Origin of the sequence: Flavobacterium cyclinae (genome assembly GCF_021172145.1) — a bacterium.
In the GTDB taxonomy this organism is placed as follows: domain Bacteria; phylum Bacteroidota; class Bacteroidia; order Flavobacteriales; family Flavobacteriaceae; genus Flavobacterium; species Flavobacterium cyclinae.
The window spans coordinates 1,974,956-1,994,519 of record NZ_CP089095.1 but is presented as its reverse complement, the minus strand read 5'-3'; the positions used below and the strand labels follow the sequence as shown (position 1 = coordinate 1,994,519).

Below are 19,564 nucleotides of genomic sequence, written 5' to 3'. Positions count from 1 at the left end.
TAATTATATTAAGTATAAAAAACATTAGGTTCAATTAATATTCGTATTTTTGATAAAATTGTATTTATGAGAAAAAAATTACTTGCATTAGTTTTATTTTTTTTTAGCCTTCATATCAATTCTCAAGTTGTTATAAATGAAGTAGATGCTGATAATCCTGGAAGTGATACTAAAGAATTTATTGAATTAAAATCAGACACACCAAATTTCTCATTAGATGGATATGTGATAGTCTTTTATAATGAAGGTACTATTGCAAGTTATTTAGCTATTGATTTAGATGGTTATTCTACAGATGCGAATGGAATAATTCACTTTGGAAATTCGGGTGTTACTCCTTCACCTAGTTTAATTTTAAGTGCAAATTTTTTTCAAAACGGTCCTGATGTAGCTGCATTATATCTAGCAAATGCTACTGACTTTCCATCTGGAACTTCACCTACAACTTTAAATTTAATTGATGCATTGGCTTACTCTAATAGTAATTCTACAACGGCTTCAAATTTAATGACTGCGTTGAATATTACTGTAAGTACCCCTGATATTGAAAATTCAACTTCCATTTCTAAATCAATTCAAAGAAAAAATGATGGAACTTACGAAGTAAAAACACCTACACCGGGTATGCCAAATGATGGTTCTGGAATTGTATTTAATTACATAACAGTATCTACTTCTCAAACAACTTTTTCTGAAGGTGATAGTTTTAATTTTATTTTTACTACTAGTCAACCTGTTCAAAATGAAACTTTAATTATCAATTTTACTTTAAATAATGGTAATTTCAATATGTCTGATTTTTCAGGAGGATTAACAGTTTCTATACCTGTTGGTCAATCTTCTGGTCAAACTGGTATCATATTACTTGATGATGGATTAGATGAGGGCGATGAAGAAATGAAATTTGTTTTTCAGCCATTACCTGCTGATTATTTAGCAAATAATGACAACATAATTTACAGAGTTTTAGATGCTAATTTTGCTACAGATCCATGGGGAACACCATTAAATCCTACCTACAATGTAGTAACTCCAACTATTCCACCAGGGTATTATAATTCTTTAGAAGGTTTATCAGGAGATGCTCTAAAACAAGAATTGCAAAATATTATTGCTAATCCAGCTGTTGTTAGGCTTCATAGTTATGCTGATATATGGGAAATTTTAAGATCTTCCGATAGAAATCCATTGAATAATAATCAAGTTTGGTGTATGTATGTTGAAGCTCCAATGGCAAAATTGGATCAGCAAAACACCAGTAGTATTGTAGGAAAGTGGAATAGAGAGCATATTTTTTGTCAGTCAAGAGGTGGTTTTGAAGTAGCACAAGGAGATACCGCTGATGGAATAAATATTTGGAGTTCAACTGGTCCTACAACAACTGTTGATGGTGTTTCAGATGCGCATCATATCAGAGCCGAAAATGGCCAAGAAAATTCCTCTAGAAATAATAAAAATTATGGCGAAGTAAATTCGGCAACTGTATATGCCGGTCCTACTGGTAATCAAGGTTCTTGGAAAGGTGATGTGGCAAGAGCTTTATTTTATATGGCTGTTCGTTTTGATGGATTGAATGTAGTTAATGGAGATCCAAGCGAATATTTGCCAAGTACTACAATTGCTTCAGGAAATATAGGTGATTTAGCAACATTATTAAATTGGCATATAACTGATCCTAGTGATGATTTTGAAATGAATCGAAACAATTACATTTACACTTGGCAAATGAATCGCAATCCTTTTATTGATCATCCTAGTTTAGTTGATTATATTTTTGGTGCTAATTATGGACAGCCATGGTCGGCTGCTCTATCTAATCAAATTCCAATTGAAAATAAAGTGGCAGTATATCCAAATCCCGCTACAGAATATATCATAATTTCGGGTTTAGAAGGAGCTTCAAAAGTTGAAGTTTATACTATTTCAGGACAATTAGTTTTGGAAAATGAATTCAATAATGATATTCGAATAAATTTAGATTTAAAATCAGGAATGTATTTGGTAAAAGTATCTAATGGAGTTCAATCGACTACAAAAAAGATTATTGTAAAATAAAAGGTCAGATTTTAATCTGACCTTTTTTCTTATTTTAAATTCCTGCTATTTCTTTTAATTCTTTAACAAATCTCTCTGCTAATACATCCGCTTCATTTTGAGTTGGAGCTTCTGTGTAAATTCTAATAATTGGTTCAGTATTAGATTTTCTTAAATGCACCCATTCTGTTGGGAAATCTATTTTTACACCGTCTATAGTTGAAATATTTTCCGATTTATATTTTTCCGTTAAGGTTGCTAAAACATTGTCTACATCAATTTGAGGTGTTAACTCAATTTTGTTTTTGCTCATATAATATTGAGGAAAACTTGCTCTAATTTCAGCCACAGTTTTATCTTGATTGGCCAAATAGGTTAAAAATAATGCAGCACCTACTATACTATCTCTTCCATAATGCGATGATGGATAAATAATTCCACCATTACCTTCACCACCAATAATTGCATTAGTTTTTTTCATTAATTCAACTACATTAACTTCTCCTACAGCACTTGCTTGGTAAGTTCCGCCATGTTTTTCGGTAATATCTCGTAAAGCTCGAGATGAAGACATATTTGAAACCGTGTTTCCTGGAGTTTTTGATAAAACATAATCAGCAACTGCTACCAAAGTGTATTCTTCGCCAAACATTTCACCATCGTTTGAAATGAAAGCTAATCTGTCCACATCAGGGTCTACAACAATTCCAAAATCCGCTTTTTCTTCAACAACTAATTTGCAAATGTCTCCCAAATGCTCTTTCAAAGGTTCTGGGTTATGAGGAAAGTGTCCGTTAGGTTCGCAATACAATTTTACCACTTCAACTCCCATTTGTTCTAGCAAATTAGGGATAATTATTCCTCCTGAAGAATTAACAGCATCAACAACTACCTTGAATTTCTTAGTTTTTACCAATTCAGCATCTACTAGCGGTAATTCTAATACTTCATCAATGTGAATGTCCATGTAAGCATTATTCTCCGTTATTTCACCTAGTGAATCTACATCGGCAAAATCAAAAGCTTCCGCTTCCGCAATTTCTAGAATTTTAGCCCCATCGGCACCACTTAAAAATTCTCCTTTTGCATTTAATAATTTTAGAGCATTCCATTGTTTTGGATTGTGCGATGCAGTCAAAATAATTCCACCATCTGCTTTTTCCATTGGAACTGCAATTTCAACAGTTGGAGTAGTAGATAAGCCTAAATCAATAACATCAATTCCTAATCCAACTAATGTATTTACTACTAAATTATGAATCATTGGTCCAGAAATTCTGGCATCTCTACCAATGACTACTTTCAGTTTTTCTTTAGTAATATTTTGTTTTAAAAAAGTCCCATAAGCCGATGCAAATTTTACAGCATCCACAGGAGTTAAGTTATCTCCAACTTTTCCACCAATGGTTCCTCGTATTCCAGATATAGATTTAATTAAAGTCATTTTATTTTTTTAAAAGGTTATAGGTTTAAAATGTTTAGGTGTAAACCAAATTCTAACACAAATATAAAAAGTTACAAATTGGAATTGGATAAACTTGTAAAGATTTTTATATATTTACGATAAGTTGAACATTTAAGTGTTTTTCATTATAACTTTTAACCCTTATAAATTTGAATTTTCTAGCTCATATCTATTTGTCTGGTGAAGATGAACTTGTAAAAATTGGCAATTTTATGGCTGATAGCATTCGAGGTTCTCAATATTTAGAATATCCTAATGTTATTCAAAAAGGAATATTATTACACCGCCATATTGATAGTTTTACAGATTCACATCCTATTTATAGAAAAAGTAAGCGTCGATTACATCAAAAATATGGTCATTATTCAGGTGTGATAATGGATATTGCTTATGATCATTTTTTGGCTAAAAATTGGGAAAAATATTCAGATGAAAAATTAGAAGAATATGCATCAAAATTTTATGAATTAGCGCTTAGTAATTATGATATTTTGACTGAGCGTATTAAGAAAATGATGCCTTATATGATTGCTAGAAATTGGTTTGTAAGTTATGCAACTATTTCGGGTTTAGAAATGATATTGTTTCAAATGGATTATAAAACGAAACATATTGCCCATATGCAAGAAGCAATTGTTGAAATTCAAGATTTTTATTCCGAATTTGAATCTGAATTTTTTTTATTTTTTGAAGAATTACAACGTTCTTGCGAACAAAAATTAAAAGAACTCAATGAAATTTTGTAGCGAATTAGAAGCGGCTTTCAAACAAGAATCCAACAGAGAGGTTGCTGTTCCAATGGAGAATTATATGAAAAATAATTTTCCTTTTTTAGGAATAAAAACAGAAAAAAGACGGGCTATTTTTAAATCAATTTATGAACGAAATAAAGTAGAAATACAATCGGATTTTAGATCAATAGCTTGGAACCTATTTCAAATGAAGGAGCGCGAATATCATCAAGTAGCCATTGATTTATTGATTAAAAAATTCAAGAAAAATTATGTCTTAAAGGATATTCAACTCATTGAGAAATTCTTAGTTACGAATTCTTGGTGGGATTCCGTTGATACTATTGCAAAATATCTACTTGGAGGTTATTTATTGCAGTTTCCTGAGGAAACATTAAATGTAATAGAGCAATTTTCAAATTCTAACAACATGTGGTTGAATCGAAGTGCAATTTTGTTTCAATTGAGCTATAAAGAGAAAACGAATTTCGAAATTTTAAAATCGGAATGTGAAAAGCACAAATATTCCAATGAATTTTTTATTCAAAAAGCAATTGGATGGGCATTACGCGATTACAGTAGATTTAATCCAAATGGAGTAGAAGCATATGTTAAAAATACAGATTTAAAACCTTTGAGTAAAAGAGAAGCATTACGTTTACTATAAATTTGTTTTATTTTTCATATTAAAGATTTAACTTCGCAAAATACTTTATTACAATGCCTAGAAAGAAATCTTTTTCAATAAAAACGTTTTTATTCAAAACATTCAGACGTTTAGAGCGATTAGTTTTTCTTTTAAAATCATTACTAACTCCTCGTCAATTTATTTATTTTTCATGTGTTTTAGTTGGAATGTCTTCTGCATTAGCAGTAATTATTCTGAAAACTTTTGCACATTGGGTATTTAAATCATCTCAAAAATTAGATGATATTCTTCACCTACCTTACAGTAATAGTATGTTACCAATTATTGGTATTATTATTACGGTGATTATTGTAAAAAAAGTCTTAGACGGTTCAATTGAAAAAGGAACTTCTCAAATTATGTATGCCGTTGCTAAGAAACGAGGAATCATGCCGCGAAAACAAATGTTTGCCCAAATTATCACAAGTTCGTTTACTGTAGGTATGGGTGGAAGTGCCGGTTTAGAATCACCCATTACTATTACCGGTGCTGCTTTTGGAAGTAATTATGCGCAAAATTATCGTCTAAGTTATAAAGATCGTACTCTTTTATTAGCTTGTGGTGTGGCTGCTGGTATTGCTGCCGCATTTAATGCACCTATTGCAGGGGTTTTATTTGCTATTGAAGTAGTTTTAGCCGAAATTAGTATTACAGCATTCATCCCTATTATGATTAGTGCTGCTACTGGTGCTTTGGTATCAACGGTTATGCTTAATGAGGATATTTTATTCTCATTTAAAAAAGTGCAGTTTTTTGATTATCATAATTTACCATATTATATTCTATTAGGTGTTTTAAGTGGATTGGTTTCAATAAATTATGCTAGAACATTTAGAAAAATAGAACATTATTTTAGCGGTTTAAAATATAATATTATAAACAAAGCTTTATTAGGAGCGGGTATACTTGGAGTTTTAATTTTTTTATTTCCTTCTCTTTTTGGGGAAGGATATGAGAGTATCAAATTTCTTGCGGATAGTAATCCAGAGCGTTTATTGCAAAATACCGTTTTTGAAAGTTTTCAGGATTCAAAATGGATTTTATTGTTATTTGTGGGAGCTACTATGTTGATTAAAGTATATGCCACAAGTTTAACTCTTGGAGCTGGAGGTAATGGAGGTAATTTTGCACCATCACTCTTCGTAGGTTCTTATTTAGGATTCTGTGTCGCTTATTTGGTTAATTTAACAGGGATTTCAAAACTTACGGTGGGTAATTTTACACTGGTTGGTATGGCAGGAATTTTAAGTGGATTGTTTCATGCTCCTTTAACGGCAATATTCCTGATTGCTGAAATTACGGGAGGTTATAATTTGATGGTACCTTTAATGATAGTTTCTTCGGTTAGTTTTGCAATTTCTAAACGTTTTGAACCCTATTCATTTGATATTAAAAATTTAGCTGACAAAGGCGAAGTATTTACCGATAATCGAGATGCTAATATTTTGAATTCTATTGATGTTGCTAAATTAATTCAAACTGATTTTAAATCTGTTTCAGTAAGTGATAATTTAAACGAATTAGTTGAAAAAATACAACAATCGGATTGTGATATTTTTCCTGTTTTAGATGAAAAAAACACCTTATTAGGATTGATTTTATTAGATGAAATCCGACCAATTGTTTTCTCTCAATTCAAAGTAAAATACACTTCCACAAATGAAGTAATGCAACCACCAAAAGAAATTATATTCTATGATGAAACCTTAGAAACCATTATGGAGAAATTTGATACATCAGGTTGTAAAGTCTTACCAGTTTTAAAAGATGGCATCTTCCTTGGATTCATCCACAAACAACTCATTCTTGAAAAATACAGAATGCGATTGAAATCGATGATTATTGAGTAATTTCGTTTTTAAAATTGTATTTAACAGAATTCTTCACAGTTGTCAACTGTAAATATTGATTAGAATTCAATATCTTTGCGTTTTGCCAAAAAAATCATGCAACACACAGAAGAAACTATCGAAATTATTGGAGCAAGAGCTCATAATCTTAAGAACATAGATGTTACGATTCCACGCGAAAAACTGGTAGTAATTACAGGTTTATCGGGATCTGGGAAATCGTCATTGGCTTTTGATACGATTTATGCCGAAGGACAACGAAGATACATCGAAACTTTTTCAGCTTATGCTCGTCAATTTCTTGGAGGATTAGAGCGTCCTGATGTAGATAAAATCGACGGACTTTCTCCTGTGATTGCTATTGAGCAAAAAACCACGAGTAAATCGCCTCGCTCTACTGTAGGAACGATTACCGAAATTTATGATTTCTTACGTTTGTTATACGCTCGTGGCGCCGATGCTTACAGTTACAATACGGGTGAAAAAATGGTTTCTTATTCTGATGAGCAAATTAAGCAATTGATTCTGGAGGATTTTAATGGCAAACGCATCAATATTTTAGCACCAGTGGTTCGTTCACGTAAAGGACATTATCGCGAATTATTTGAGCAAATTGCCAAACAAGGTTTCTTAAAAGTTCGTGTGAATGGAGAAATTCGCGATTTAGAATACGGAATGAAAGTCGATCGTTACAAAACGCATGACATCGAAATTGTAATTGATAGAATGGCAATTGATTCAGAAGAAGATACTGATAAGCGCCTTTCAGAAAGTATCAAAACCGCTATGTATCATGGAGAAGATGTAATGATGGTAATCGAACAAGAAAGTCAAGAAGTACGTTTTTACAGTCGTAATTTAATGTGTCCGTCTTCTGGAATTTCGTATCCAAATCCGGAACCGAATAACTTTTCATTCAATTCCCCAAAAGGAGCTTGTCCGTGTTGTAACGGATTAGGAACAGTGAATGAAATCAATCTTCAAAAAATTATCCCAAATCCAAAAGCATCAATTAAAAATGGTGGTTTTGCTCCTTTAGGTGAATATAAAAGTTCTTGGATTTTCAAGCAATTGGAAATTATTGCACAAAAATATGATTTCAAAATAACCGATGCTATTGAGGAAATTCCGCAAGAAGCGATGGATATGATTTTGTACGGTGGAAACGAAAAATTCTCTGTCGTATCTAAGGTTATGGGAATTACGAAAGATTATAAAATTGATTTTGAAGGGATTTCTAACTTCATCAAAAATCAATATGATAATTCCGATTCAGCAAGTATTAAACGTTGGGCAAAAGAATTTATGGATGAAAATGTTTGTCCAGAATGTGAAGGAACTCGTTTGAGAAAAGAATCATTATATTTCAAATTAAACGGAAAAAATATTGGCGAATTAGTCCAAATGGACGTTGCCGAATTATCCGAATGGTTTGCCGATTTACCAAATCACCTTTCTGAAAAACAGCAAGTTATTTCAACTGAAATTTTAAAAGAAATTACAGCTCGATTACAGTTTTTGTTGGATGTTGGTTTGAACTATTTATCCTTAAACCGAAGTTCAAAATCGCTATCTGGTGGAGAGGCCCAACGTATTCGATTGGCAACGCAAATTGGGTCACAATTGGTTGGGGTATTGTATATTTTGGATGAACCAAGTATCGGTTTGCACCAAAGAGACAATGAACGTTTGATTAAATCATTAGAAAGTTTACGCGATATTGGAAACTCAGTAATCGTTGTGGAACATGATAAAGACATGATTGAACGTGCCGATTATGTGATTGATATTGGTCCAAAAGCAGGTCGTTTTGGTGGACAAATCATCAGTAAAGGGACACCGAAAGAATTACTGAAGGAAAATACCATTACAGCTCAGTACATGAGTGGTAAAATGCAGATTGAAGTTCCAAAATCTCGCAGAGAAGGCAATGGAAAATCCATCAAATTATCAGGTGCAACAGGAAATAACTTAAAAAATGTTTCGGTTGAAATTCCGTTAGGAAAATTGGTTTGTGTTACTGGAGTTTCAGGAAGTGGAAAATCGACATTGATTAACGAAACCTTGTATCCAATATTAAATGCGCATTTTTTTAATGCAGTTAAGAAACCACAACCGTACAAAAAAATCGAAGGTTTAGAACATATCGACAAAGTAATTGACATTGACCAAAGTCCGATTGGAAGAACACCGCGCTCTAATCCTGCAACATATACTGATGTTTTTTCGGAAATAAGAAGTCTGTTTACCCAAGTTCCAGAAGCGATGATTCGTGGTTATAAGCCAGGAAGATTTAGTTTTAATGTAAAAGGCGGTCGCTGTGAAACTTGTGAAGGTTCTGGAGTTCGAACCATTGAAATGAGCTTTTTACCAGACGTTTATGTGGAATGCGAAACTTGTCAAGGCAAGCGATTCAACCGAGAAACATTAGAAATTCGATATAAAGGAAAATCGATTTCTGATGTGTTGAATATGACAGTAGATGAAGCTGTTGAGTTTTTTGAAAATATTCCAAAAATCTATAGAAAAGTAAAAACAATACAAGATGTTGGATTAGGTTATATTACATTAGGCCAACAAAGTACTACACTTTCTGGAGGTGAAGCGCAACGTATTAAATTAGCAACAGAACTCTCTAAAAAAGATACGGGTAATACGTTTTATATTCTTGATGAACCAACAACGGGATTACATTTTGAAGACATTCGTGTATTAATGGATGTAATTAATAAGTTAGTGGATAAAGGAAACACCGTGTTGATTATCGAGCATAATTTAGACGTAGTAAAATTATCAGATTACATTATCGACATTGGTTATGAAGGTGGAAAAGGCGGCGGAGAAGTTGTAGCTAAAGGAACTCCAGAGGAAATCGTGAAAAATAAAAAAAGTTATACAGCGCAGTTTTTGAAAAAAGAATTATCTTAGCAACCTAATTACTACACACAACAACACTGCTACAACTTTATTATTTAATCGTAATAGTTTGTTTACAAACAAATTAACTAAAATTATTATGGCAGCAGATCAGTACGAAAACGAAGACCACAGAATTCAAGAGAAATTCAAGCAAAAGACTTGGAATGAAATAAGAACTAATGATTCATGGGCAATTTTTAAAATCATGTCAGAATTCGTAAATGGTTACGAATCAATGGGAAGAATTGGTCCTTGTGTATCTATTTTTGGTTCAGCAAGAACAAAACCAGAAGACAAATACTATTTATTAGCTGAAAAAATTGCTTTCAAAATCAGTAAAGCAGGATATGGCGTTATTACAGGTGGTGGTCCTGGTATCATGGAAGCCGGAAACAAAGGAGCACATTATGGAGGTGGAACATCGGTAGGTTTAAACATTGAATTGCCTTTTGAGCAACACTTTAATCCGTACATTGATAAGGATAAAAACTTAAATTTTGATTACTTTTTCGTGAGAAAAGTAATGTTTGTAAAATATTCACAAGGTTTTGTGGTAATGCCAGGAGGTTTTGGAACTTTAGACGAATTATTCGAAGCGATAACATTAATTCAGACTAAGAAAATTGGAAAATTCCCAATTATTTTAGTAGGAACAGAATTCTGGTCAGGTTTATTAGATTGGATTAAAAATGTAATGATTGACAAAATGAAAAATGCCAGTCCAGATGATATGAACTTAATCAAAGTGGTTGATACAGAAGATGAGGTGTTAGAAGCATTAGATAACTTCTATAAAAAATACAATTTATCACCCAATTTCTAAAAAAGCAAAAGTCCTTCAAATCGAAGGACTTTTATGTTTTTATAAAAAAAACAGTTAATAATTTTTGCTATATACTTTTGATTCAATTAAATATTCATTTTTGTCTCCATTTTCAATTTTAAACCTTGTTTTTAAGGTAACTCTATTTTCTAATTCCTGTTTAAATATAACCAAATGTAAATGAGCAACCGAACTCCAGCCTACATTTCCACTATATCCTATAAGTTGACCTTTAGTTATTTGGTCTCCAACTTTGACAATTGCACCTTTTTGTTTTAGATGTGCGTATTCTGCAAAAGTTCCATCAGAGTGATAAATAATTATTGTATTGTTATACTTGGCACAATCTTTTGTAGCGCAATTTCTATTGTTATGATCTATGACTTTAATTACTATACCATCTCTTATCGCAAATAATTCTGTTCCAATTGGCATAGAAAAATCTAGTGAGTTTTCATTTTGGTGTGAAAACGATCCATTATAACCTTGCAAAACGCTAAATTTTTCTGACTTTTTAAATGGAAGATCGTAAATAAAATTTTCATCATATGCTGTATTGTAGTAATCACCATAATTGAAATTCGTTTGATATGAAAATTTGTATGGCATACCTTGTTTTAATACGCTAAGAGATGTTAAAAGTTGTTTTTTTGTTTGAGAATTAACGACATAAACTTTATTATTACCTCCATTTATATTAAGATTTGTTGTAGTAAAATTTATTTTAACACTAACGGGACAAAACTCTTGATTATCAGCATAAATATTATAACCATTTTCAAATTGCTCATAATAAATTTTGATATTAATTTCCGCTTTAGAAATTGTTGTTGACAATAATATCAGTAAAATGCAATTTTTTAAAATATTCATAGAAGTAAATAATTTTGTTAATTTCAAAAATATATTTTTTAACTACATAAAAGCAGATATAAAATGAAAATCTAATTTTATTTTTCAGAGATAAATTTGACTATCATTTTAATTACAGTTTCATCCCCTAAAATTTTACGATGCCCTAAACCTTCTGTAATAACCAATTCTGAACCTTGTAAATGTTCGTGAATATGATAAGCCGCTTTAACTGATACATCATCATCTTCTTTATCATGCATAATTAAAACAGGAATATTGATTGTTTTTGCTGCTTTATAAGCTGAATAATCATCCATTTTTCCGGCAAATCGTTTTTCGAAATGATCTCTTAATTTAATACCGTATTCTGGCTTTAATTCTAACTTCTTTATAAAATCATCAATGATGTCTTGAATGATATCGCCAGCTCCAATGGTAACTGCTTTTTTAACTTTCAGATTTTGTTTAATCGCATTCAAAACCGACATACCACCAAGCGAATGTCCAATAGCAAATTCAAACGAACCATAATGTTTTTCCAATTCTAAAATGGAAGCAATAAATTCGGTCATTATCGAATAATTTCCTTTTGATTTCCCATGAGCAGGCGCATCAAAACTTATGGTCATGTAGCCCATTTTCAATAACTCATCTGCAATTTTAACCAATTGTGTTCCTCTTCCAGACCAACCATGAACTAAAAGTACTTTTTTATCGCTTTTGCCATATTCATAGACTACAATTTCTTTGTTTATCGCAGGAACCATAATACTTTTTTGAACACTTTCGCGTTCCATATGTAATTCACGCTTTGGTAATTTATGACGAATAGGAGTGGTAAAAAGTTTGGCCGCAAATTTAGTTGTTAGGCTAGAAGAAACAGCTTGAAAAAATTTAGCCGTATATAAAATAGGTTTAGGTATTTCAATAACTTGCGATTGTTTTTGTTTCTTTTTTGGCATTTTAAATTTTTTTGCGAAGTTACAAATAATGAAGTCTCAGGATTAAAATTTCCTTATAAAATAAAGTTAAATTCAATATGAATAGGTTATAATTTTGATGTCGGATTTTAAAATTTAAAAGTATATATCGTATTTTTGTTAAAAAATTAATCTTATGAATAATAGAACTAAAATTATCGCCCTAGGACTTTTAGTGATGGTACTTTCATGTGCTAAAAATCCTTTTACAGGAAAAAGTACTTTAGCACTTGTACCAAATAGTGAAATATTACCTTCTGCATTTCAGCAATACAATCAGTTTTTATCTGAAAATAAAGTTATTACCGGTACAAGCGATGCAAAAAGAGTAGAAACTGTAGGAAGCAAAATTAAAGTAGCAGCCGAACGTTGGTTAAACGCTAATGGATATGCTAATTATTTAGATGGCTATGCTTGGGAATATAAATTAGTAGATAGTAAAGAAGTGAATGCATGGTGTATGCCAGGAGGAAAAATTGTTTTTTATACAGGAATTATGCCTATTTGTAAAGACGATGCCGGTATGGCAACAGTAATGGGACATGAAGTGGCACATGCTTTAGCCAATCACGGCCAGCAACGAATGAGTGCAGGAGTTTTTCAACAAGTAGGTGCTGCAGGTGTAGCGGTTGCCACCGGAAATAAATCGCAACAAACCCAACAAATTGCCATGACAGCTTATGGAGCTACTACACAATTAGGTGGAATGTTACCTTTTAGTAGAGCACATGAAAGTGAAGCCGATATGATTGGACTAACTTTAATGGCAATTGCAGGTTATAATCCTGATACTGCGGTTGCGTTTTGGGAAAGGATGGCGGCACAATCAGGAGGGCAATCACCTCCAGAGTTTATGAGTACACACCCTAGTAATGCTACTCGTATTGCTAAGATAAAAGAGTTAATTCCGCAAGCTAAAGCCGAAGCAGCTAAGTTTGGTGTTACTTTTAAATAATTAAAAAATTACTAGTATATTTGAATCCCGACATTGTCGGGATTTTTTATTTAAAATCAATTGCTATGCAACAACTTCAAAAAGGAGATTCAAAACTTTTAAATGCTTGGGCTTTCTATGATTGGGCCAATTCAGTTTATGCTTTAGTAATATCATCGACTATTTTCCCATTGTATTATGGTGCATTATTTCGTCAAAAAAATATTGAAGAAATTATTTTGTTTAATTTTTCAATTCGAAGTGAAGCTTTAATCAGTTATGTAACAGCTTTAGGATTTTTAATCATTGCTTTTATCTCACCATTATTATCTGGAATTGCCGATTATATGGGAAATAAGAAATTTTTCTTGAAACTTTTCTGTTATATAGGAGCTATTTCTTGTATGTCATTGTACTTTTTTTCAATAGATGATGAAAAGGTCGTTTTAAGTTTAATTTCTTATTTGTTGGCTCTTATTGGTTTTTGGGGAAGTTTGGTTTTTTATAATTCGTATTTACCCGATATCGCTCATAAAGAACAACAAGATGCCATAAGTGCAAAAGGATTTAGTTTAGGGTATGTAGGAAGTGTTTTGTTACTACTTATTTGTTTAGGAATGGTAATGTGGGTTGCAGATGATTATAAGTTGCAAATGATGCGTTATTCTTTTCTTCTAGTTGGAATTTGGTGGATAGGATTTAGTCAATACAGCTACTATTATTTACCTAACAACAAAAACGACAATAAGTTACACCGAAATGTAATTTTCAATGGTTTTAAAGAATTACTAAAAGTGTGGCATCAATTAAAAGAGTTAAAACCTTTACAACGTTATTTAGCAGCTTTTTTTGTTTACAGTATGGCAGTGCAAACCATTATGATAATTGCTGCCTATTTTGGAGAAAAAGAAGTGCAATGGGGAAGTGATAGTAAAAGAACAATTGGGTTGATAGTAAGTGTATTGTTAATTCAGTTAATTGCAGTTATAGGAGCTTGGTTAACATCAAAAGCTTCTGCTAAATATGGTAACATAAAAGTGCTTATTTTTATAAATTTCTCATGGATTTTAATTTGTACGTATGCCTATTTCGTAGTGACTCCTAATGATTTTTACATTGCGGCAGGTTTTGTAGGATTAGTAATGGGAGGAATTCAATCCTTATCTCGTTCAACCTATTCTAAATTTATACCAGATGGAACAAACGATACAACATCTTTCTTTAGTTTTTACGATGTTGCTGAGAAAATCGGAATTGTAATCGGGATGTTTACTTATGGTTATATTGCTGATGTAACGGGTAAAATACAAAATGCCATCTTATTTTTAATTTTATTTTTTGTTGTAGGACTACTTTTATTATTTCGAGTACCTAAAAAATAAATTATCTTTTTATATTTGGAAACATTTAAAATTAAATTATGAAATCAATAAAATCAATTGTAACACTTTTTGTTTTAACAGTAGCTTTCACAACAGTTTCTTGTGATAATGAACCCGTAGATCCAGCATTAGATCTTTCATCAGGAGGAGGTTCTTCTTCAGGAGATTATTGGCCTACAGCAATTAACAATGAATGGATAATGGAACGCGATGGTGTTGCATTGGATCCTATAAAAATAATTGGAACTGGTAATTTTGGTGGGCAAACGTATTATAAATTTGCTCCTCAATCTGGTTCAGGTTCTACAACATCAGGATCTGTTACAAATTGGTTAAATAAAAACAATGGTGTTTATAAATTAAAAACGGATGATATTGTTATAAATGCTGGTGGATTAACAGGAACTCAATCAGGTTACGAATTTATTATTTTAAAAGATAATATTGCAGTAGGGCAAACATGGACAGGTTCTTACACACAAACAACTACTTATTCAGGAATTCCACCAATTACACTAACAATTAACTATACCGGAACAATTTTAGCTAAAAATGTTTCTGCTACAGTTGATGGCGAAACTTATAGTGATGTGATTAAAGTGAGTTTTGTTCAAAATACTTCAATGGCTGGAGTACCTCCAACTACTATAAATTCTGAATATTGGTTTGCAAAAAATGTAGGTGTTATTAAATCGATATCTAATGATTCTGGAAATATTTATGAATCAATTTTAGTAGATTACACTCTTTTTTAATAAAATAATTACTTTTTAAACTAAATCCCGAAGTAGACCTTGGGGATTTTTTTTATCTTTACTTTATGAAATACGCAAGATTAACAAAAGAGCAATTAGAAGAATTACATCCTGAATTTATTAATTTTTTAGCAACTCAATCTATCGATAAAATCGAGTGGGATGATATTAAAAAGAATCGTCCACATGTTGCTGAACAAGAAATTGATGTGTTTTCTGATATGATTTGGGAAAAGGCATTGACTAATGTTACTCATATTGATCATTTTTCAAAGAATTATATTTTTCTTTTTAAATGTATGTCAGAAGTTGTTTATTCTTTTGTAATAAAATCTAATAATCCTGAAATTGATTTTGTTTCTGCAGATGGTATTCATTGGCTTTCAGAAAATCTTTTTTCTGATGATGTTGAGATTACTAGGGGGAAAAAGGATTTAACTCAAAACAGAAACGAATCGTTGTTTGAAATTATCAAACAAGGCGGAATTATTAGTAAAGGCGAATTGTTCACAAAATTAGATAGCTTAATCAATCAGTAAATATGAGCGTTTTAGATACTATTAAGAATTTAAGAGACGAATTAAATCAGCATAATTATAATTATTATGTTTTAGACAATCCAACAATTTCTGATTTTGAATTTGACCAAAAACTAAAACATTTACAAGATTTAGAAACACAACATCCTGAATTTTTTGATGAGAATTCACCAACTCAAAGAGTAGGAGGATCCATTACAAAGAATTTTGAAACCGTTCAGCATGAATTTCGAATGTATTCTTTGGATAATTCTTATTCAATTGAAGATTTACAAGATTGGGAAACCCGAATTCAAAAGGTGTTAGGCGATGTTACGTTAGAATATACTTGCGAATTAAAATACGATGGAGCGTCAATTAGCATTTCGTATGAAAAAGGTCGTTTAGTTCGAGCAGTTACTCGTGGCGATGGTTTTCAAGGTGATGATGTTACCAATAATATCAAAACGATAAAAGCAGTTCCTATTCATTTGAAAGGAGATTTTCCAGACAAATTTGACATTCGTGGTGAAATTATTCTTCCGTTTGCCGGATTTGAAAAAATGAACCAAGAACTAATTGAAATTGGTGAAACTCCCTATTCAAATCCAAGAAATACTGCATCTGGAAGTTTAAAATTACAAGATAGTGCCGAAGTGGCCAAGCGACCATTAGATTGTTTACTTTACTTTGTAATTGGAAATAATTTACCTTTTAAAACCCAATTTGAAGGCTTACAAAAAGCAAGAGATTGGGGATTTAAAGTACCAACACAATCCAAATTAGCTAAAAATTTAGAGGAGGTTTTTGAGTATATAAATTATTGGGATAAACATCGACACGATTTGCCTTATGAAACTGATGGTGTTGTGATAAAAGTTAATAATTTACAACATCAAGATGAATTAGGGTATACGGCAAAATCACCGCGTTGGGCAATGGCTTATAAATTTAAAGCCGAGCAAGTAACTACCACATTAAATTCGATTTCATATCAAGTAGGAAGAACTGGTGCGATAACGCCTGTTGCAAATTTAGAACCAGTGCAATTGGCAGGAACAATCGTAAAACGAGCTTCGTTACATAATGCCGACCAAATTGAAAAATTAGATATCCGAATAGGTGATGAAGTCTTCGTAGAAAAAGGGGGTGAAATTATTCCAAAAATTATAGCAGTTGCTAAAAGAGGAAATCAAGAAACGCCTACAAAATATATTACGCATTGTCCTGAATGTCAAACAGAATTAGTTAGAAGTGAAGGAGAAGCCAATCATTTTTGTCCCAATTTTTATGGATGTCCACCACAGATTATTGGAAGAATACAGCATTTTATTACCCGAAAAGCTATGGATATTGATGGTTTGGGTGGTGAAACAGTTGCTTTGTTATACAATGCAGGTTTGGTTACTAATTATGCCGATTTGTATGAACTAAAAAAAGAACAAATCATTCCGTTAGAGCGTATGGCTGAAAAATCAGCAGAAAACTTAATTAATGGTATTGAAAAATCGAAAGCTATACCTTTTGAACGTGTTTTATATGCATTGGGTATTCGATATGTGGGTGAAACGGTTGCTAAAAAATTAGCCAAACATTATAAATCTATTGATGCTATAGCTAATGCTAGTATAATGGATTTGATTTTAGTGGATGAAATTGGAGATAAAATTGCACAAAGTGTAGTGCAATTCTTTGAAAATCAAGAAAATATTCGTATCATTGAAAGACTAAAACAACAAGGTGTTCAATTACAATCTGGTGAAGAGACAGCTTTACTTTCTGAAAAATTAAAAGGTAAAACTTTTGTTGTATCGGGTGTTTTTGAAATTTATTCAAGAGATGAACTAAAAAAAGCAATTGAAGATAATGGCGGAAAAGTAGGAAGTTCAATTTCTTCAAAAACAGATTATGTTATTGCTGGTGATAATATGGGACCTTCCAAATTAGAAAAAGCGAATCAATTAAAAATCCCTATAATTTCTGAAAATGATTTCAAAACAATGTTAGATGATTAAAGTAAATTCGGCTATAGTTTTATTTATTATTGCTTTAGTTCTTTATTTATTATCCATTATTATTAATAATGATAATTTAGAACTTTTTAGCAAGCCTATAATAATTCCATCTATTTACTATTACTATTACACTAAAGTAAAGGGAAAAATTAATTTTTTATTTACCCTTTCCATATTGTTTTTTTTTATTGCAGAAATTTTAAAAATATTGAATGAAGAAGATTTTTTAATTTCTAGTTTAGTGTTTTTTGGGTTGCCTTATGTTATTGTAACCTTTTTTTTAGCACAAGATTTTTTATATTATTCCAAAGTAAAGAATTATGAGATAAATAGTATTTCCTTTTATATCATTTTGTTCCTTCTATTTTATCTTTTATATAATATTTTATCTTTCATCAACGAATCATCACAATTAGAATTTAGTATTTATATTATTTATGGAATATTATTACTTGTAATGAGTATTATGGGATTCTTAATTCATTTCAATTTTGATAATAAAGCGTCAACTTACATGGTATATATGGTCGCTTTTTTTATTGTATCTGATTTGTTTTTTATTTTTACAAAAAGTACAAAAGATGTTTGGGTTATTAAAATAGTTTATGTTTTATCCCAGCAATTGTCATACTACATGTATATTAATTATTTTGTGAGTAGATCCAAATTATTTCCTCATTTAAAGAGCTAAACAACAATGTTTTTAGTTTGATTGTTATAAGCAACAGTATCAGATAAATAAAAATCAATTCGTCCTAAATTAATACCAAAACATCCCACTTGATTAATTAATACTTCTTTTCCTTCACTATTTTTTTCAATAACTGGTTTATCTAAAAAAGTATGCGAATGTCCTCCAATAATTAAATCGATATTTTTTGTTTTTCTTGCTAATACAATATCACTAGGTTTTTCAGGCTCATCTTTATATTTAAACCCTAAATGCGATAAGCAAATTACTAAATCACACTTTTTCTCTTCACTTAAAATTCTAGACATGTCTTGAGCTACTTCAATAGGGTCGTTATAAACTGTTTCTTTGTAAAGTTTTTTATCAACTAGTCCGTCTAATTGAACTCCTAATCCAAAAATTCCAATTTTGATTCCGTCTTTAATTATGATTTTATAAGGTTTAACAATATCATTTAAAATGGTGTTTTTAAAATCGTAATTAGCAGAAACAAAATCAAATTTTGCATGAGGCAATTGAGCGTAAAAACCATCAATACCATTATCAAAATCATGATTTCCCATTGTTGCTAAATCATATTGCATCATGCTCATAATTTTGAATTCCAGTTCGCCCCCATAATAATTAAAATAGGGAGTACCTTGAAAAATGTCTCCTGCATCTAATAGCAATACATTTTTTTCCTCTTTTCTAATACTGTCAATAATAGCGGCTCTTCTGGCAGCGCCACCCATATTTGGATTTCTTGGATGATCAGCAGGAAATGGATCTATATGACTATGAGTATCATTTGTATGTAAAATGGTAATTTTTTTAGTTTCAATAGTAGTAAAACTACTTAGACTCACTCCTGATAAGCCAAGTAAAGCTGTACTAGCAGCTGTTTTTTGGATAAAATCTCTTCTCTTCATTGCTTTCTAAGTA

16 protein-coding genes are annotated in these 19,564 nt (G+C 31.3%); 12 read left to right on the top strand and 4 right to left on the bottom strand.

What is annotated here, in order from left to right:
* Window positions 1-66: 66 nt before the first annotated feature.
* Window positions 67-2,055: an endonuclease gene (locus LOS86_RS09325; protein ID WP_231841836.1), complete on the top strand. Its 1,989-nt coding sequence runs from the start codon at window positions 67-69 to the stop codon at window positions 2,053-2,055.
* 34 nt (window positions 2,056-2,089) lie between these two features.
* Here the strand turns inward: LOS86_RS09325 and glmM are convergent, their stop codons facing one another.
* Window positions 2,090-3,478: a phosphoglucosamine mutase gene (gene glmM, locus LOS86_RS09320; RefSeq protein WP_231841835.1), complete on the bottom strand. Its 1,389-nt coding sequence runs from the start codon at window positions 3,476-3,478 to the stop codon at window positions 2,090-2,092.
* Between the two features lie 170 nt (window positions 3,479-3,648).
* On the opposite strand from glmM, the gene LOS86_RS09315 reads away from it, so the two are divergent.
* From LOS86_RS09315 to LOS86_RS09295, 5 genes are all read left to right on the top strand, one after another.
* The gene (locus tag LOS86_RS09315; RefSeq protein WP_231841834.1) at window positions 3,649-4,245 is read left to right on the top strand and encodes an acyl carrier protein phosphodiesterase; all 597 of its coding nucleotides are present in this window, start codon (window positions 3,649-3,651) and stop codon (window positions 4,243-4,245) included.
* Entirely contained in the window at window positions 4,232-4,897 is a 666-nt protein-coding gene (locus LOS86_RS09310) for a DNA alkylation repair protein (RefSeq protein WP_231841833.1), read from the top strand. Before LOS86_RS09315 ends, LOS86_RS09310 begins: the two co-directional genes overlap by 14 nt.
* Window positions 4,898-4,950: 53 nt before the next feature.
* A complete protein-coding gene (locus tag LOS86_RS09305) occupies window positions 4,951-6,768 on the top strand; it encodes a chloride channel protein (RefSeq protein WP_231841832.1) in 1,818 nt (605 codons plus the stop codon).
* Between the two features lie 96 nt (window positions 6,769-6,864).
* Window positions 6,865-9,696 carry an excinuclease ABC subunit UvrA gene (uvrA, locus tag LOS86_RS09300; RefSeq protein ID WP_231841831.1) on the top strand — a complete coding sequence of 944 codons (2,832 nt, stop codon included), beginning with the start codon at window positions 6,865-6,867 and terminating at the stop codon, window positions 9,694-9,696.
* A gap of 88 nt (window positions 9,697-9,784) precedes the next feature.
* On the top strand, window positions 9,785-10,510 hold the full coding sequence (locus LOS86_RS09295) for an LOG family protein (RefSeq protein ID WP_231834784.1): 726 nt from the start codon (window positions 9,785-9,787) through the stop codon (window positions 10,508-10,510).
* 54 nt (window positions 10,511-10,564) lie between these two features.
* Here LOS86_RS09295 and LOS86_RS09290 read toward each other — a convergent pair whose 3' ends face one another.
* The gene (locus LOS86_RS09290; protein ID WP_231841830.1) at window positions 10,565-11,410 is read right to left on the bottom strand and encodes a M23 family metallopeptidase; all 846 of its coding nucleotides are present in this window, start codon (window positions 11,408-11,410) and stop codon (window positions 10,565-10,567) included.
* Window positions 11,411-11,460: 50 nt separating this feature from the next.
* Window positions 11,461-12,327, bottom strand: coding sequence for an alpha/beta hydrolase (locus tag LOS86_RS09285; protein ID WP_231841829.1), 867 nt, complete (start codon window positions 12,325-12,327; stop codon window positions 11,461-11,463).
* Between the two features lie 154 nt (window positions 12,328-12,481).
* Here LOS86_RS09285 and LOS86_RS09280 point away from each other — a divergent pair, with 154 nt between their 5' ends.
* The 6 genes from LOS86_RS09280 (at window position 12,482) to LOS86_RS09255 (ending at window position 18,640) form a co-directional block, all read left to right on the top strand.
* On the top strand, window positions 12,482-13,300 hold the full coding sequence (locus tag LOS86_RS09280) for a M48 family metallopeptidase (RefSeq protein WP_231841828.1): 819 nt from the start codon (window positions 12,482-12,484) through the stop codon (window positions 13,298-13,300).
* A gap of 65 nt (window positions 13,301-13,365) precedes the next feature.
* Window positions 13,366-14,661 (top strand): MFS transporter, encoded by a 1,296-nt coding sequence (locus LOS86_RS09275; protein WP_231841827.1) that lies wholly within the window; start codon window positions 13,366-13,368, stop codon window positions 14,659-14,661.
* Window positions 14,662-14,699: 38 nt separating this feature from the next.
* Window positions 14,700-15,416, top strand: a complete 717-nt coding sequence (locus LOS86_RS09270) for a hypothetical protein (RefSeq protein WP_231841826.1) — start codon at window positions 14,700-14,702, stop codon at window positions 15,414-15,416.
* A gap of 65 nt (window positions 15,417-15,481) precedes the next feature.
* Window positions 15,482-15,955 (top strand): DUF6495 family protein, encoded by a 474-nt coding sequence (locus LOS86_RS09265; RefSeq protein ID WP_231841825.1) that lies wholly within the window; start codon window positions 15,482-15,484, stop codon window positions 15,953-15,955.
* A 2-nt stretch (window positions 15,956-15,957) separates the two neighbouring features.
* Complete coding sequence (gene ligA, locus LOS86_RS09260; RefSeq protein WP_231841824.1) at window positions 15,958-17,949, top strand: NAD-dependent DNA ligase LigA; 1,992 nt, start codon at window positions 15,958-15,960, stop codon at window positions 17,947-17,949.
* Complete coding sequence (locus LOS86_RS09255; RefSeq protein ID WP_231841823.1) at window positions 17,942-18,640, top strand: hypothetical protein; 699 nt, start codon at window positions 17,942-17,944, stop codon at window positions 18,638-18,640. Before ligA ends, LOS86_RS09255 begins: the two co-directional genes overlap by 8 nt.
* On the opposite strand, the gene LOS86_RS09250 is transcribed toward LOS86_RS09255, so the two are convergent.
* Window positions 18,637-19,551: a metallophosphatase gene (locus tag LOS86_RS09250; RefSeq protein WP_231841822.1), complete on the bottom strand. Its 915-nt coding sequence runs from the start codon at window positions 19,549-19,551 to the stop codon at window positions 18,637-18,639. The two genes, LOS86_RS09255 and LOS86_RS09250, sit on opposite strands and share 4 nt — an antisense overlap.
* Window positions 19,552-19,564 lie beyond the last annotated feature (13 nt).

Excerpts from the sequence above, each read along its gene's own strand:
- LOS86_RS09325 (WP_231841836.1), top strand. The coding sequence starts at position 67 with ATGAGAAAAAAATTACTTGCATTAGTTTTATTTTTTTTTAGCCTTCAT.
- glmM (WP_231841835.1), bottom strand. The coding sequence starts at position 3,478 with ATGACTTTAATTAAATCTATATCTGGAATACGAGGAACCATTGGTGGA.
- LOS86_RS09310 (WP_231841833.1), top strand. The coding sequence starts at position 4,232 with ATGAAATTTTGTAGCGAATTAGAAGCGGCTTTCAAACAAGAATCCAAC.
- LOS86_RS09305 (WP_231841832.1), top strand. The coding sequence starts at position 4,951 with ATGCCTAGAAAGAAATCTTTTTCAATAAAAACGTTTTTATTCAAAACA.
- uvrA (WP_231841831.1), top strand. The coding sequence starts at position 6,865 with ATGCAACACACAGAAGAAACTATCGAAATTATTGGAGCAAGAGCTCAT.
- LOS86_RS09295 (WP_231834784.1), top strand. The coding sequence starts at position 9,785 with ATGGCAGCAGATCAGTACGAAAACGAAGACCACAGAATTCAAGAGAAA.
- LOS86_RS09285 (WP_231841829.1), bottom strand. The coding sequence starts at position 12,327 with ATGCCAAAAAAGAAACAAAAACAATCGCAAGTTATTGAAATACCTAAA.
- LOS86_RS09280 (WP_231841828.1), top strand. The coding sequence starts at position 12,482 with ATGAATAATAGAACTAAAATTATCGCCCTAGGACTTTTAGTGATGGTA.
- LOS86_RS09275 (WP_231841827.1), top strand. The coding sequence starts at position 13,366 with ATGCAACAACTTCAAAAAGGAGATTCAAAACTTTTAAATGCTTGGGCT.
- LOS86_RS09270 (WP_231841826.1), top strand. The coding sequence starts at position 14,700 with ATGAAATCAATAAAATCAATTGTAACACTTTTTGTTTTAACAGTAGCT.
- LOS86_RS09265 (WP_231841825.1), top strand. The coding sequence starts at position 15,482 with ATGAAATACGCAAGATTAACAAAAGAGCAATTAGAAGAATTACATCCT.
- ligA (WP_231841824.1), top strand. The coding sequence starts at position 15,958 with ATGAGCGTTTTAGATACTATTAAGAATTTAAGAGACGAATTAAATCAG.
- LOS86_RS09255 (WP_231841823.1), top strand. The coding sequence starts at position 17,942 with ATGATTAAAGTAAATTCGGCTATAGTTTTATTTATTATTGCTTTAGTT.
- LOS86_RS09250 (WP_231841822.1), bottom strand. The coding sequence starts at position 19,551 with ATGAAGAGAAGAGATTTTATCCAAAAAACAGCTGCTAGTACAGCTTTA.